The following is a 15,770-nucleotide window of genomic DNA, read 5'->3' on the forward strand; positions in this document are numbered from 1 at the left end:
GCTGTCCGCCCGGCGCTCCAGTCATTATTCAGAATCATGCATCAGCACTGCCCGCGTGACGTTTGGCGTTATCTGCCCGCTTCAAGGAGAGCTTCATGACCCTTTCATTTGTTGCCAAGGCATCGATCCTGATGCTGTTTCTGGGCAGCACGCTGTACGTTCATTTGCGCGGTCGGGCCCGACTGCCTCTGTTGCGGCAGTTCGTCAACCATTCGGCATTGTTCGCACCGTACAACGCACTGATGTACCTGTTTTCCCGCGTCCCGTCCGAGCCCTATCTGGACCGCAGCAAATTCCCTGAGCTGGACATCCTCAAGGACAACTGGGAAACCATTCGCGACGAAGCCATGCACCTATTCGACGAAGGCTATATTCGTGCAGCGGAGAAAAACAACGACGCCGGTTTTGGCTCGTTCTTCAAGAAGGGCTGGAAGCGCTTTTACCTGAAGTGGTACGACAAGGCCCTGCCGTCTGCCGAGGCGCTGTGCCCGAAAACCGTTGAACTGGTCAACAGCATTCCCAACGTCAAGGGCGCGATGTTCGCGCTGCTGCCGGGTGGCAGTCACCTCAATCCGCACCGCGATCCGTTCGCCGGCTCGCTGCGTTATCACCTGGGCCTGTCGACACCCAACTCCGATGACTGCCGGATCTTCGTCGATGGCAAGGAATACGCCTGGCGTGACGGTCAGGACGTCATGTTCGATGAGACCTACGTTCACTGGGTCAAGAACGAGACCGACCAGACCCGTGTAATTCTGTTCTGTGATGTCGAGCGTCCGTTGACCAACCGCTTCATGACCCGTATGAACCGCAGCGTCAGCGCGTTTCTGGGCCGCGCCACCGCTCCGCAGAACCTTGACGACGAGCGCGTCGGCGGAATCAATCAGGCGTATGCATTCAGCAAGCGTTTCAGCGATGGTTTCAGTGGCAAGGTCAAGCAGTTCAAGCGCGCCAACCCCAAGGCTTACCGCGTACTGCGCCCTGTTCTGGCAGTCGTGGTACTGACGCTGCTGGGCTACTGGTTGTTCGGTTAAGCGACAGTCTTTCCGGTTATTCCCCCTCTGATCCGGTTGTTCGCAGCCTCTGCGAACAACCGGCATTCCGTTACCCGTCCAGGCTCACATGACGGCTCAACAGCGCGCGCAGCGCTGCAGGCTTGACCGGCTTGGGCAGGTAATCGAGCCCCGCCGCGTGCACCTGAGCGATCAACTCCGCACGCCCATCGGCACTGATAAGCACGCCCGGTACCGGTTGACCCAGTCGGGTGCGCAGCCAGGCCATGAGTTCAGTACCGGTTTCGCCCTCATCCAGGTGGTAATCCACCAGAGCAATCTGCGGCCGGATGCCATTGTTCAACAGCGCCTCGCATTCCTGGCGATTGCGTGCGGTCCAGACCTGACAGCCCCAGCGTGACAGCAGACTGTGCATACCGATCAGGATGCTGTCCTCGTTGTCGACACACAGCACCTGTGTGCCGTTCAGCGCGGGGCGGCTGACATCGGGCAGTGTTGCGGGGACTGCCGCCTGAGGCGCGGCCAGCGGTACCCGGACGCTGAACACGCTGCCTTTGCCGGTCCATGAGCGCACCTGCAAAGGATGCTCGAGAATGCGGCACAAACCATCGGCAATCGCCAGCCCCAGACCCAGCCCCTTGGCCGCGTGAGTCTTGTGGCTGTCGAGGCGTTTGAATTCTTCGAAGATTACCTTGCGTTTATCTTCGGGAATGCCCGGCCCCCGGTCCCAGACTTCCAGGCTCAGGCTGTCACCGTAGCGCCTGACACCCAGCAGAATAGGGCCTTTGGCATAGCGGAAAGCGTTGGTCAAAAAGTTCTGCAGCACCCGGCGCAACAGTTTGATATCACTGTCGACGCGCAGTGAACTGCCCCTCACACGAAAGCTCAGACCCTGTTCCTGGGCCAGCGCCTTGAATTCGGCACCCAGGGTGTCAAACAGTGCGCTGAGCGGAAACGGCTGACGATCCGGGGTGATCTTGCCGTTTTCGATTCGGGAAATATCCAGCAGGTCGCTGATCAGGTCTTCGGCAGAGCGCAACGAGCTGTCCAGGTGCCGAACCAATTGCTGGGCTTCGCTGGAAATCCCCTCCTGCTGATGTGACAGCGCAGCGGAGAACAGCCGTGCAGCGTTCAACGGCTGCATCAGGTCATGACTCACCGCGGCCAGGAAGCGGGTTTTCGATTCGTTGGCGGCTTCAGCGGTGCCCTTGGCGTCGGTCAGCGCCTGGTTGAGCTGGGACAATTCGTGGGTACGTGCGGCTACCCGCTGCTCAAGGCTTTCATTGACGCCTTTGAGGGCGTGTTCGGCGGCGCGGAACTCGGTGATGTCGGTAAAACTCATGACGAATCCGCCGCCCGGCATCGGGTTGCCAATCAGTTCGATCACCTGGCCATTGGGAAACAACCGCTCCGAGGTATGAGCGCGGCCCTGGCGCATCCAGTGCAGACGCCGCGCAACGTGAACCTCTGCCTCGCCCGGTCCGCAGAGTCCGCGCTCGGCGTTGTAACGGATGATGTCGGCAATCGGCCGGCCAACGCCGATCAGGCCTTCGGGGTAGTTGAACAGCTCAAGGTAACGACGATTCCAGGCCACCAGCCGCAAGGACTGGTCCACCACGCTGATGCCCTGGGTAATGTTTTCGATGGCACCCTGCAGCAGCGCGCGGTTGAACTGCAGAACTTCGGAGGCTTCGTCGGCGATGCGTACAACGTCTTCCAACTGCATGTCGCGACCTTCGATAGCGGCCTTGACCACGGCGCGGGTCGAAGAGGTGCCGAGCACGCCGGCCAGCAGCCGCTCGGTATGCGCGATCCATTCACCATCGGCATTCAGGCCGGGGTTGAAACCCTTGCCCTGCCTGTGGGCGAAGCGGATGAAACTCTGTCGCGCGCGGTCCTCACCAACGAAGCGTGCCGACAGGCTCAGCAGGTCCTCGATCTGCACCGCGAGCAGGGGGCGGCTGAAGTCGCGTCCCTGGGTTTCCTGGCCGATGAAACGACCCGCCTGCCAGTGCTCGGCTACTCGCGTGCGCGACAACATCGACACCCAGGCGAACAACGTACAGTTGCCGGCCATCGACAGCACCACGCCCTGGGTCATCGGCGAGATAGGCAGGTCGAACGGGTTGCTGTGCAGCCAGGAGAGCAGTGGGAAAGTGCTCAGCGACCAGCCCATGCCATGCGCCGCCACCGGCAGCACGAGGGTGTAGAACCAGATAAAGATACCGGCCGCCAGCCCTGCAAATACGCCACGCCGATTGGCCTGCTTCCAGTACAAGGCACCGAACATCGCGGGCGCCAGCTGGGTGATCGCGGCAAAGGCGATCTGGCCGATGGTTGCCAGACTGGCCGTCGACCCCAGCATCCGGTAGCTGACGTAGGCCAGCAGGAGAATCATCACGATGCTGATGCGTCTTACAGAAAGCATCCAGTGACGAAACGCCTCGAACGGCCGCTCGGTGTTTTTGCGTCTCAACAGCCACGGCAGCAGCATGTCGTTGGAAATCATCGTCGACAGCGCCACGCAGGCGACGATCACCATGCCGGTTGCTGCCGATGCTCCGCCGATGAAGGCCAGCAGCGCCAGCGACGGGTGAGCGTGCGCCAGCGGCAGGCTGATCACGAACGAGTCGGGCAGCATGGAGCCGGGGAGGAGCATTTGTCCGGCCAGCGCAATCGGCACCACGAACAGCGCAGCCAGCGCCAGATAGGCCGGGAACACCCATTTGGCGAGATTCAGGTCCTGAGGCTCGATGTTCTCGACCACCGTCACGTGGAACTGACGGGGCAGGCAGACAATCGCCATCATCGCCACGCCGGTCTGCACGAACATCGACGGCCAGTTGATCGTGTCTTTCCAGTATTCCTCGAGGCGTGGCGCCAGTTTGGCCTGATTGAACAGGTCGTCGAATCCGTCGTACAGGCCGAACGTGACGAACACACCGACTGCCATGAAGGCGAACAGCTTGACCAGCGCCTCGAAAGCAATGGCCAGCACCATGCCGCGATGGTGTTCGGTGACATCCAGATTGCGCGCACCGAAGACGATGGTGAACAGCGCGAGAATCAGCGACACCACCAGCGCGGTGTCCTGAGCACGAATACCGGTGGAATCGGCCACGGCACCGATCAGGATATTCACCCCCAGCACGATGCCTTTGAGCTGCAGCGCGATGTACGGCAGCATGCCGATCAGGCAAATCAGCGCCACCATGACTGCTAGGGATTGGGATTTGCCATAGCGCGCCGCGATGAAGTCGGCGATCGAAGTGATGTTTTCCTGTTTGCTGATCAGCACCATTTTTTGCAGCACCCAGGGTGCCAGTACCATCAGCACGATGGGCCCCAGGTAGATCGGCAGGAACGACCACAACTGCTCGGCGGCCTGACCCACTGCGCCGAAAAACGTCCAGCTGGTGCAGTAGACCGCCAGCGACAGGCTGTAGACCCAGGCGCGCATGGTCGGGCGCAGCGACGCGCTGTAGCGGTCGCCGTAAAAGGCGATAGCAAACATGATGGCCATATAGGACAAGGCAACGGCCGCAATCAGCCCGCTGGACAGCGACATATCAAATTCCACACCGTATCGATAACGCGCAGTCTCGCACGATGGCTGCGCTTCGTCTTTGTCGACCAAGGTCGAGCGTGGCGCGGTGTCGCAGCTGCCCCGACCAAGCCCGAGGTGATAAAAAAAGCGACACAGGTTTTGTAAAAAGAAATGTCCTATCGACATTCGTCAGCGTTACGTCTTCAATGTGCCTCGGATTGGCCGCTGCGTCAGTTCACCCCAGCCTCTCAGGACCACGGACGATGAGCCAACAGTCACAATTCAGCCTGCTCGGGAAACGCCGTTTCCTGCCGTTTTTCATTACGCAGTCCCTTGGGGCGTTCAATGACAATATCTTCAAGCAGTCATTGATCCTTGCCATCCTTTACAAGTTGAGCATCGACGGGGATCGTTCGATCTACGTCAATCTGTGCGCTTTGCTGTTCATCCTGCCGTTCTTTCTGTTCTCGGCGCTGGCCGGGCAGTTCGGTGAGAAGTACCCCAAGGACCAGTTGATCCGGATCATCAAGTTCGGTGAGATCGTCATCATGGCGGTCGGTGCCGCAGGTTTTCTGTTCAATCATCTGGAGTTGATGCTCGCCGCGCTGTTCGCCATGGGCACGCATTCGGCGCTGTTCGGACCGGTCAAGTATTCGATCCTGCCCCAGCACCTGCGCGAGAGCGAACTGGTCGGCGGCAACGCGCTGGTCGAGATGGGCACCTTTCTGGCGATTCTGGCCGGCACCATCAGCGCGGGTGTGATGATGTCTTCTTCGCACTATGCCTGGGTGGTGGCGGCTGCCATCGTGCTGGTCGCCTGCCTGGGGTTCCTGGCCAGCTTCGGTATACCGCGCGCCGATGCCGCCTCGCCGGAGATGAAGCTCAACTGGAACATCTTCACCCAGTCATGGGCGACCTTGCGCATGGGGCTGGGGCAAACGCCTGCGGTTTCGCGCTCGATTGTCGGCAACTCGTGGTTCTGGTTCGTGGGGGCGATCTACCTGACGCAGATCCCGGCCTATGCCAAGGAATGGATGTACGGCGACGAAACGGTCGTTACCCTGATTCTGACCGTGTTCTCCATCGGCATCGCGCTGGGCTCGCTGCTCTGCGAGCGCTTGTCCGGGCATAAGGTCGAGATCGGGCTGGTGCCGTTCGGCTCGATGGGCCTGACGATTTTCGGCCTGCTGCTGTGGTGGCATTCGGGCGGTTTCCCGCAGAACGTGCAGGCCAACGACTGGCTGGCGGTGCTGTCTTCCGGGCAGGGCTGGCTGGTGCTGTTCGACATTCTCGGTATCGGCATCTTCGGCGGCTTTTACATCGTGCCGCTGTACGCCTTGATCCAGTCGCGCACGCCGGTGAAAGAGCGCTCGCGCGTCATCGCCGCCAACAACATCCTCAACGCGCTGTTCATGGTGGTCTCGGCGATTGTCTCGATCCTGCTGCTGAGCGTTGCCAAACTGTCGATCCCGCAGCTGTTTCTGGCCGTATCGGTGATGAACATCGCGGTCAATATCTACATCTTCAAGATCGTCCCCGAGTTCACCATGCGCTTCATGATCTGGCTGCTTGGCCATTCCATGTACCGCGTCGAACACCGCAATCTGGACCGTATCCCTGACGAAGGCGCGGCGCTGCTGGTCTGCAACCATGTGTCCTTTGTCGATGCATTGCTGATTGCCGGCGCAGTGAGGCGCCCGATCCGCTTTGTCATGTACTACAAGATCTACCAACTGCCCGTGCTTAACTTCATCTTTCGCACTGCAGGGACCATTCCCATTGCCGGGCGTAACGAAGACATGGACATCTACGAGAAATCGTTCAAACGCATCGCCCAGTACCTCGCAGAAGGCGAACTGGTGTGCATCTTCCCGGAAGGCAAACTGACCACCGACGGCGAAATCAACGGCTTCAAGAACGGCATGAGCCGCATCATTCAGGAAACCCCGGTGCCGGTCATTCCACTGGCACTGCAAGGCCTGTGGGGAAGCTTCTTCAGCCGCGACCCGAGCAAGACCCTGTTTCGCCGCCTGTGGTCTCGCGTCGTGCTGGTTGCCGGCTCGCCCATTGCAGCAGACGTGGCAACCCCCGTGGACGTGCGCGAAGAAGTGAAAGCACTGAGAGGGAAAGTGCAGTAGCGTCGGCGCTCCGTACGACTGACGTGCCAACCACTTCGCGTTGGCACGATAGCCAAAGGTGACCTGAGCCGGAACCCACATCCACCTGATGTCACAGAACCGCCGTGTGACGCGGAGCGTCACGAACGGCATTCCCACGCGGAGCGTGGGAACGCTAGTCGAGCCTGAACCCCAATCCGCCTGATGTCACAGAACAGCTGTATGAAGCAAAGCGTCACTGCGGCCTGGACGTATTCTCTTCCTCCGGCATCTTCCTGAAATACGTCGACAGCAACGCCCCGGAAATATTGTGCCAGACACTGAACAGCGCACTTGGCACCGCCGCCAGCGGCGAGAAATGAGCACTCGCCAGCGCAGCGCCCAGCCCCGAGTTCTGCATACCGACCTCCAACGCCAGCGACTTGCGTTGCGCCAATGGCAGCTTGAAAACCTTGCCAGTGAAATAACCCAACAGAAAACCGAACGTGTTGTGCAAAATCACCACTGCCATGATCAGCAGGCCGGATTCAGCGATTTTCGCCTGGCTGGCGGCGACTACGGCGCAGACAATCATCACAATACTGACCACCGAGACCAGCGGCAGCACGTCCACGGCATAGCTGACCCGCGCACCCAACAGGCGCTGTGCAACCACACCGAGCACAATCGGCAGCATGACCAGTTGCAGGATCGACCAGAACATATCGAGGAAAGACACCGGCAGCCACGCCGAAGCGAGGAACCAGATCAGGGTCGGGGTCAGCAGCGGGGCGAGCAGGGTAGTGACCGCAGCGATTGCCACCGCCAGCGCCAGATCACCCTTTGCCAGCCAGGCCATGACGTTGGATGAAGTGCCGCTCGGGCAGCAACCGACCAGAATCACGCCCACGGCGATCTCCGGCGGCAGTTGAAACACCTGGCACAGCAACCAGGCTACACCGGGCATGATTACAAAGTGCGCGATCACACCCAGCGCCACTCGCCACGGGTTACGCGCCACTTCGGAGAAGTCGTCAAGTTTCAGGGTCAGGCCCATGCCGAACATGACCAGCCCCAGCAGCGGCACGATCCAGCTTTTCAGGCCGATGAAAACCTGCGGAAACAGAAATGCCAGAATGGCGAACAACAAAACCCAGTAGGCAAACGTGTTGCCGACAAAACGACTCAAGGCTGCCAACGCACGCATGGCCTGCTCCTTCTTGTTGAATAACCGGGATGAAATGAATGCGCCGTCTGACGAGACGGCGCGGTGTTTCGAGCGGCAATGTTGCAAAAGCGCGTATCAGATGCCTTGCGGAATCTCTTCGCCGCCCAGTGCCTCGAACAGCTCCGGCAGGAACTCGCCGAAGGTCAGCATCATCAGCGTGAAGCTGGCGTCCAGTTGCCCCAACGCTTCGTCACCACCGTCCTGTTCGGCCTGATCCTGCAGCAGGTCCTCGAACTTCAGACGCTTGACCACCAGTTTATCGTCCAGCACGAACGACAATTTGTCCTGCCAGGCCAGCGACAGCTGGGTCACGACCTTGCCTGTGCTCAGGTGCAGCTGGATTTCGTCGCCGGTCAGGTCCTGACGCTTGCAGCGCACGATACCGCCATCTTCATGGGTGTCGCGCAGCTCGCACTCGTCCAGCACGAAGAAGTTGTCGGCTGCTTTCTGGGTCTTGACCCAGTCGGTCATGGTCGCACTCGGTGAAACCTTGACCGTCAGCGGACGTACCGGCAGCGAGCCGATGACTTCGCGCAGGGTGGACAACAGGTCTTCGGCGCGTTTCGGGCTGGAGGCATTGACCAGGATCAGGCCCTGTTTCGGCGCGATGGCGGCGAAGGTGGCGGAGCGGCGGATAAAGGCGCGCGGCAGGAACGCCTGGATGATTTCATCCTTGAGCTGATCACGTTCCTTCTTGTAGACCTTGCGCATCTGCTCGGCTTCGATCTCGTCGACCTTTTCCTTGAGCGCGTCACGCACGACGCTGCCCGGCAGAATGCGTTCTTCCTTGCGTGCGGCGATCAGCATGAAGTCCTGACTGATGTGTACCAATGGAGCGTCTTCGCCCTTGCCGAAAGGAGCGACGAAACCATAGGTGGCTACCTCCTGGCTGGCGCAGGCGCGCGCCGGCTTGGTCGCCAGTGCTGTCTCCAGCGCTTCGGCATCAAAAGGCACGTCCTGGGTCAGGCGATAGACAAGCAGGTTTTTGAACCACATGAGGTGAATCTCTCTTTCTATACAAAGGCGGGCATTATTCGCTCCTCAGCCGCTGGGGCCAACCCTGTACAGAGCGTTTGTAAGCCTTTGGAAGGATTATAAAAATTATTTGAAAAAGTGCTTGCCAGAGTACAGATCGCTCCGTAGAATGCGCGCCACACCGAGAGTGAAGGGTGATTAGCTCAGCTGGGAGAGCAGCTGCCTTACAAGCAGCGGGTCGGCGGTTCGATCCCGTCATCACCCACCAAACTCGCTTTTAGTGTTACGCGCAGCGGTAGTTCAGTCGGTTAGAATACCGGCCTGTCACGCCGGGGGTCGCGGGTTCGAGTCCCGTCCGCTGCGCCATATTGCGCTTCAAGGCCCTTGAACTCCTTGAAGCAAACAGAAAGCCCGCCTAGTGCGGGCTTTTTGCTTTTTGTCGTCTGGAAATCCCAACCCTCCTCGTGCAATGCCCCTGCGGCAGTTCTATTGAAGTTCTGTAAGAATTACTCTTCGCGAATGTAAGTAATTTCCTTAAATATTGAAGTTAAAACCAGGCTTGTTAGTTAGCTCCGGTGAACGCTTGATTTATCCTCTTTGCTGGTATTAGCTGCATGGGTTGATCGGGTATTCAGGCATCAGGAGTGCTCTTGATTACCCAGAATAATTAATCCAAGCCGACCGCCGAATCGAGGCGGTCTGATACGGTAGTGAGTTAAGGGATAACTATGAAAAATCGTTTTAAACTGCTTGCAGGCACCACAGCCTTGATCCTCTCTGCGGGCGCGCTGGCCACGCCAGCACTGCACACCGCAACCATCGACCAGCACGGCAATGTCGTTGCTCAGTCGTCGCCGTGGATCAAGTCTGTAAGTTACAGCAGTCAGAAAGACTACTTCGCGACTTATAAAGTGCTCTTCAAGGAAGGGCAGTTTGAAAAGTCTCCAGGTTTTTGCTCGGTATCTTCCATCGATACCAGTGATCATGAGCGGCTGTTCTACGGGCACGCCAAGTTGGGCGGCGCTGCAACAACAGAGCAGGTCAATGTATTGGGGCTTATGGTCGGCAAACGGGGAGCCTCGGGTGATGCCTCGATGAGTTTCCAGTTGGCCTGCAGTAATTGATTCAATGAACCCCGCCTGGTGCGGGGTTTTTTACGGCGGTCCGATCTGGCAGCGCACCGTCCGGCTTTCCATCCAGCGCATTTGCGCAGATCATTCCTCCACCTCCCAACAAGAAAGGACGTGTCATGAGCCTGCCTCTTCAGGGCATCAAGGTGGTGGAGCTGGGTCAGCTCATTGCCGGGCCGTTCGCGGCGAAGATCCTCGCCGAGTTCGGTGCCGAGGTCATCAAGGTCGAGCCGCCGCTGACCGGGGACCCCCTGCGCAAATGGCGTTTGCTGCATAACGGCACGTCCGTCTGGTGGGCGGTGCAGTCCCGCAACAAACAGTCCGTGACCCTCGATCTGCGCCAGCCTCAGGCGCAGGAAATGGTACGGCGGCTGATCCGGGATGCCGATGTACTGGTCGAGAACTTCCGCCCCGGCACACTTGAAGGCTGGGGGTTGAGCTGGGAAGCGCTGCACGCCCTCAATCCAAAACTGATCATGCTGCGTGTCTCTGGCTACGGGCAGACCGGCCCGTATCGCAACCGGCCGGGTTTTGGCGTGATCGGCGAGGCGATGGGCGGTTTGCGTCATCTGTCCGGTGAGGCAGGGCGCACACCAGTACGTGTCGGCGTATCGATTGGCGATTCGCTGTCTGCGCTGCACGGTGTGATCGGCGTTCTGCTGGCGCTTCGTCACCGCGAGCAGAACGGTGGCGAGGGGCAGCAGATAGATGTCGCGTTGTACGAGTCAGTGTTCAACATGATGGAAAGTCTGATTCCCGAGTATTCGGTATTCGATACTGTCCGCGAGCCGGCTGGCAGCAGTCTGCCTGGCATCGCTCCGAGCAATGCCTACCGCTGCAATGACGGCAAGTACGCGCTGATCGCGGGTAATGGCGACAGCATCTTCCGGCGCCTGATGGAAAAGATCGGCCGCATGGACCTGGCCAGCGACCCCGAACTTCAGCATAACGACGGGCGGGTCAGGCACGTTGCGCGCATCGATGCGGCCATTTCGACCTGGACCGCCGAACGCTCGATGGACGAAGTCCTTGCGGCGCTCAACGAAGCACGCATTCCGGCAGGCAAGATTTACGACGCTGCCGACATTGCCAGTGACCCGCATTATCAGGCGCGGGACATGCTGTTGCAGGGCACGCTGGACGACGGAACACCCGTCACCCTTCCGGGGATTGTGCCTAAACTTCAAGCCACGCCGGGTCAGGTAACATCGTCTGCGCCAACACTCGGTCAACACACCGATGCCGTGCTTGAAGCGCATGGTATAGACGCTGCCACACGTGCCGAATGGCGTCGGCTCGGCATTATCTGATCCGAAACGTGGCCGTTGTCGTAAAAAAGAACTCTATTTCAAACGGAGCTGATCCCGTGATTGATCATCTGGACCACCTGGTACTGACCACTGCCGATATCGACGCCTGCAAGGACTTTTACGTACGCGTTCTGGGTATGACCCCTGAACGCTTTCGTCAGGGGCGTCTGGCATTCCGCTTCGGCAATCAGAAAATCAACGTCCATGAACGCGGCAAGGAGTTCGAGCCCAAGGCTCATTTGCCAGTACCGGGTGCGCTGGATCTGTGTTTCATCGCCACCATCCCGCTGGAGCAGGTGATTGTGCACCTGCAGGAGCAGGACTGGCCGATCGTCGAAGGCCCGGTCGAGCGCACCGGTGCTACCGGGCCGATCTGGTCGGTGTATGTGCGTGACCCGGATCTGAACCTGATCGAAATTTCCGAGCCAGCGGCGGATGTGTCGATTTAATCGCACTCTATGAGGGCGGCTGCATCACTGCATCAGCAGCCCTTCGCAGGCGCTCCGTCTTTCGGCACGAACGCGCCTTTGTCACCTGGCTTGGTGATGATGTACGCGCGTCGCCACGGCTGGTCGTCGATAAGTTTCCAGCGATGGCCAGGGCCGGTGGTGTCCTGCGCCAGCAACACTTCTCCGGGGTGCAGGACAAAGTTCTCGCCGCCGGTGGTGGAAAATTCCAGAGTGCCGGACAGGGTGATCACGTACTGCTCTTCGGGTGCCGGATGCCAGTCATAGGTGGAGTGAGCCGGGGTTTCCTTGAAGTGCAGGGTGCTGACATCGGTCATGGCTTTTTGATCGATCGAACCCTCGATGACGTGTGACAGATTGTCGGGGCCTGTGCACAGGCGGTAGGCCTTGATGCCCTCAGTGACAACCAACGGCGGCTTCTTGGCGGCATAGGCTGCGCTGACCGGCAACAGGGCTGCTGTGGCGATCAAGGCCAGGCTTGCCAATTGGCGAGCTGTCGAGCGCGTTGAGCGAAAACGAGTGGTCGGTTGCATAAAAATGTTCCTGAGCACGACAAACTGCGTAAGCCCTGGTCGCCAGTCGCGATGGTCGACGCAGGGTCTGGGCCGATTCACCCACGCCGCGGATCGAAGCACATCCCGGAACGCTTAAAAATTATCTTTAATTTCATGTTGTTCGGCGCTGGCCGATCTACATAACGTCATATTCATCTATGTCACTCGCTGTCTCGGGTTTCCTTACGCTCATGGCTCAATCAGTCAGGCTTTCAAGGAACCGTGCATGCACCCCAGAAAAAGACTCTTCAAGCGATCCATCGATCACCACCCCGATATGCCGACGCTCAGCGCGCCGTTCGATCATCCTGATGATGCGGCGCGTTATGCTCATGAGCGGATCGGCGACCGGCGTGATCGCGAATACGGCGGTTTCATTCTGGTTCGCAGGGATGGCAAATACATCGCGACCGAACCCATGAATGGCAGCCAGTTCAGCTTCGATCCCAATGAAGTCTTCCCGCGCAACGAGCAGGAAGGTTATGTGCTCTACCCGCATGGGCATGACGACTATGCGGTCTACCATTCTCACCCGTCACTGCAGGCCGGGCTCGACGAGTGGCCGGAGAGTGAAAAGGTTACTTACCCGAACAGCCTTTCAGTCGGCGACATTTACGCAGTGATCGATGATCAGAAGGTGTGTTCGGCGACCTATCTTTCCGGGCCTGACGGTTCCCTGATCAAATACACACTGTCTCGCTCTGCCGCCGAAGACGCCTTGTTTGCGCGCGTCTCCGGTCCGCCGAGCATGCCGCACCTGTGTGAACTCAGCCAGATCCACCAGGCGTTGCAGAACCTCAGCATGATGCCCAGTGATGTGGTTCGTCTGCTGGCCGGTGCCGGGGATCTGCGCGTGATAGTGCCCAGCCTCCTGTGGGGGCGGGCGGGCAAAGTGTTGGCCGACTGGCACCCATATCCTGACGCAACCGCTGTTCGCGCGGCGCCGGTCAAATCGCCCGCAAGCTGCGACGTGCAATGGCCGCCCCGATCTTTGAGCCTCAGCGCGCCGTTCGACAGCGCCGATGAGGCTGCACGCTACGCACATGGCCGTATCGGCAGTCGTATTCATTCACAGATCATCGGTTTTCTTCTGTTCAATCCGGTCACCCGAGCCTATCGGATTGCCGAGCCGATGCTCGATGACGGCATGCCAGTGTATGCGCCGTGTTCGGCGTTCCATCCCGATGCGTATTACCGGCCTGCATTGCCTGACGGCTATCGTGTGGACGGTATGTATTTCTGTTCAGCCAATCTGGCCGTCGAGGGTGGGCGTGAAGTGATGAACGATTTCTTCGAGCCGGATGACCTGCATCGGATGTTCAGCTATCGGCACAAACCGGCCCAGCGCCGCAAAGGCGTGCCGATTCGCTATGGTTTCGAAATGTCCGCCGTTTATTTCTCGGCAGCCGACGGCGCACTGCTTTGTTACACACCCAGCCAGTCCGACGAGGAGTTTCAACTGTTGCAAAGCGTATCGCGTGTCTATTCGGGGGCCGGGTCCATTCAGGCGCAACTCGCGGCCGGTACCCTCAGCGTGCAGGATTTCGTTCTTCGGGTGGCGCGGGCCGGGCATCTGCGCGTGCTGCAGACCAGTGAGCGCTGGCCCGATGCCGGTGTGATCAGTCCCGTGGCCTGAGCCCTGTGCAGCGTGCCGGCGCCTTGCCGTCGCGAATCACAAACTGAACTGCAACTGAACAATGCGGTACAGATCCGGGAAAACCTTTGGATACCTGAACTTATCGGCGTTTTCTCCCTCTCATGCCGGTAGCCATTGATCGCGGCGGCCTGATAAGCTCGCGGCTTTACTCGTTTGCCCTTTTGGCGCATGAACAAGGAATTAGCATGAAACAGCATCGGTTGGCAGCGGCGATTGCCTTGGTCGGTCTGGTACTCGCAGGTTGTGACAAGCAAGCCAGCACCGTTGAGCTGAAAACCCCAGCACAAAAAGCGTCTTATGGCATCGGTCTGAACATGGGCAAAAGCCTGGCTCAGGAAGGTATGGATGATCTGGATTCCAAGGCTGTAGCCCTGGGTATCGAAGACGCTGTCGGCAAGAAAGATCAGAAACTCAAGGACGAAGAGCTGGTTGAAGCCTTCTCTGCGCTGCAAAAGCGTTCCGAAGAGCGTCTGGCGAAGATGAGCGAAGAGGCTTCTGCCGCTGGCAAGAAATTCCTCGAAGAGAACGGTAAGAAGGACGGCGTGGTCACCACCGCTTCCGGCCTGCAGTATCAGATCATCAAGAAAGCCGATGGCCCTCAGCCCAAGCCTACCGATGTTGTGACTGTTCACTACGAAGGCAAGCTTATCGACGGCAAGGTCTTCGACAGTTCCGTTGAGCGCGGCAGCCCGATCGACCTGCCTGTTGGCGGTGTGATTCCGGGTTGGGTCGAAGGCCTGCAACTGATGCACGTCGGCGAGAAGATCAAACTCTTCATCCCGAGTGATCTGGCTTACGGCGCACAGAGCCCGAGCCCGGCGATCCCGGCCAACTCGGTACTGGTGTTCGATCTCGAACTGCTGGGTATCAAAGACCCTGCAGCGGCACCGACTGCGGGTGCTGATGCCGACGAAGAAGAAGAGGCAGCCCCTGCCGCTTCGGCTCCGGCCAAGAAGTAACGCTCTACCTGGCTACAGAAAACGCCCTGTCTCGACAGGGCGTTTTTGTGTCCGGCTTATTTCCCGAACGCTTGGCCATTCGGGCAGTCCCACTACCATGGATGCATGCAAAAGCATTGTCCGACAGTCCGGCAGGATCAAGGCACTCGTCTCATAGAGGGTGTCGGGTTCACACGTTTGTAGTTTTTTTGTGAGTAAAAAACGCCCGATTTGACTGTGGCCCCCCGAAAACGGGGGGTTGAGGCTGGAAAAAAGCCACTGTTCACAAGGTTATCCACAATTATTGTGGATAACCTTGTGGCTTTGGCCAGACAGGTCCAGCGGATCTGCTTTTATCGAACGACATTTTGCTGAGCGGGAGTGGGTATGAAAGCACCGTGGAATTTTATCCGTTATCTGCCCGGAGCCCGGCGTCTGCTGGCAGCCGGGCGATTGCCAGGGCTATTGTTCGCTGTCGCGCGCAAGGGCAACAGTGAAGGTAATCGTCTCGGCAAGCTCAAGGAAGACCTGCGTTTGCTGCAGGTCTTGTGCCTGGCTTACTGGCGGGGCGAATACCGCAGCATCAGCCCCAAAGCGATTCTGTCCATCGTCGCCGGTCTGATGTACTTCCTCAGCCCGCTGGATGCGATCCCCGACTGGATACCCGGCCTCGGCATGCTCGATGACATCGCCGTGCTTGCATGGGTTACCAAGCACTTGAGCAATGAACTGGATGCCTTTCGTGCATGGCGGGCGCAGCAATCGCCCGAGAAACTCATCGTGGTCGAGCAACTGCCGAAGACTCAGGCACTGCTGGAGCAAGAGCGGGGTAAGGTGTAAGTCTCACGGATTGAA

The 15,770-nt window shown here is 58.9% G+C and carries 12 protein-coding genes and 2 tRNA genes; 10 read left to right on the forward strand and 4 right to left on the reverse strand.

All coding sequences use genetic code 11. The features are described from left to right. Positions 1-95: 95 nt before the first annotated feature. Complete coding sequence (locus ACW55A_RS03395) at positions 96-1,034, forward strand: aspartyl/asparaginyl beta-hydroxylase domain-containing protein (RefSeq protein WP_044310477.1); 939 nt, start codon at positions 96-98, stop codon at positions 1,032-1,034. 70 nt (positions 1,035-1,104) lie between these two features. Here the strand turns inward: ACW55A_RS03395 and ACW55A_RS03400 are convergent, their stop codons facing one another. Next, the gene (locus ACW55A_RS03400) at positions 1,105-4,581 is read right to left on the reverse strand and encodes a hybrid sensor histidine kinase/response regulator (protein WP_003430908.1); all 3,477 of its coding nucleotides are present in this window, start codon (positions 4,579-4,581) and stop codon (positions 1,105-1,107) included. Between the two features lie 242 nt (positions 4,582-4,823). Between ACW55A_RS03400 and ACW55A_RS03405 the strand changes: the two genes are divergently transcribed. Next, positions 4,824-6,698: an MFS transporter gene (locus ACW55A_RS03405; protein ID WP_003430909.1), complete on the forward strand. Its 1,875-nt coding sequence runs from the start codon at positions 4,824-4,826 to the stop codon at positions 6,696-6,698. A 214-nt stretch (positions 6,699-6,912) separates the two neighbouring features. Here the strand turns inward: ACW55A_RS03405 and ACW55A_RS03410 are convergent, their stop codons facing one another. Continuing rightward, positions 6,913-7,863, reverse strand: a complete 951-nt coding sequence (locus ACW55A_RS03410) for a bile acid:sodium symporter family protein (RefSeq protein WP_003368323.1) — start codon at positions 7,861-7,863, stop codon at positions 6,913-6,915. Positions 7,864-7,959: 96 nt separating this feature from the next. Then, positions 7,960-8,880 carry a recombination-associated protein RdgC gene (gene rdgC / locus ACW55A_RS03415; RefSeq protein ID WP_003317427.1) on the reverse strand — a complete coding sequence of 307 codons (921 nt, stop codon included), beginning with the start codon at positions 8,878-8,880 and terminating at the stop codon, positions 7,960-7,962. A 171-nt stretch (positions 8,881-9,051) separates the two neighbouring features. Between rdgC and ACW55A_RS03420 the strand changes: the two genes are divergently transcribed. From ACW55A_RS03420 to ACW55A_RS03440, 5 genes are all read left to right on the forward strand, one after another. After that, a tRNA-Val gene (locus ACW55A_RS03420) sits at positions 9,052-9,127 on the forward strand. A 21-nt stretch (positions 9,128-9,148) separates the two neighbouring features. After that, positions 9,149-9,225, forward strand: a tRNA-Asp gene (locus ACW55A_RS03425). Positions 9,226-9,587: 362 nt separating this feature from the next. Further along, positions 9,588-9,983 carry a hypothetical protein gene (locus ACW55A_RS03430; protein WP_003368325.1) on the forward strand — a complete coding sequence of 132 codons (396 nt, stop codon included), beginning with the start codon at positions 9,588-9,590 and terminating at the stop codon, positions 9,981-9,983. A 125-nt stretch (positions 9,984-10,108) separates the two neighbouring features. Then, a complete protein-coding gene (locus tag ACW55A_RS03435; protein ID WP_455809518.1) occupies positions 10,109-11,299 on the forward strand; it encodes a CaiB/BaiF CoA transferase family protein in 1,191 nt (396 codons plus the stop codon). A gap of 56 nt (positions 11,300-11,355) precedes the next feature. After that, positions 11,356-11,748 (forward strand): VOC family protein, encoded by a 393-nt coding sequence (locus ACW55A_RS03440; protein WP_003368327.1) that lies wholly within the window; start codon positions 11,356-11,358, stop codon positions 11,746-11,748. A gap of 32 nt (positions 11,749-11,780) precedes the next feature. Here the strand turns inward: ACW55A_RS03440 and ACW55A_RS03445 are convergent, their stop codons facing one another. Then, positions 11,781-12,299 carry a cupin domain-containing protein gene (locus ACW55A_RS03445; RefSeq protein ID WP_003430928.1) on the reverse strand — a complete coding sequence of 173 codons (519 nt, stop codon included), beginning with the start codon at positions 12,297-12,299 and terminating at the stop codon, positions 11,781-11,783. Positions 12,300-12,546: 247 nt separating this feature from the next. Here ACW55A_RS03445 and ACW55A_RS03450 point away from each other — a divergent pair, with 247 nt between their 5' ends. The 3 genes from ACW55A_RS03450 (at position 12,547) to ACW55A_RS03460 (ending at position 15,755) form a co-directional block, all read left to right on the forward strand. Next, entirely contained in the window at positions 12,547-13,956 is a 1,410-nt protein-coding gene (locus ACW55A_RS03450) for a DUF4329 domain-containing protein (protein WP_455809516.1), read from the forward strand. A gap of 206 nt (positions 13,957-14,162) precedes the next feature. Next, positions 14,163-14,936: a BamJ family beta-barrel-assembly machinery protein gene (bamJ, locus tag ACW55A_RS03455; protein WP_003368330.1), complete on the forward strand. Its 774-nt coding sequence runs from the start codon at positions 14,163-14,165 to the stop codon at positions 14,934-14,936. A gap of 366 nt (positions 14,937-15,302) precedes the next feature. After that, positions 15,303-15,755, forward strand: a complete 453-nt coding sequence (locus ACW55A_RS03460) for a YkvA family protein (RefSeq protein ID WP_498810603.1) — start codon at positions 15,303-15,305, stop codon at positions 15,753-15,755. Positions 15,756-15,770 lie beyond the last annotated feature (15 nt).

This window comes from Plantibacter cousiniae (nom. nud.), assembly GCF_977070315.1.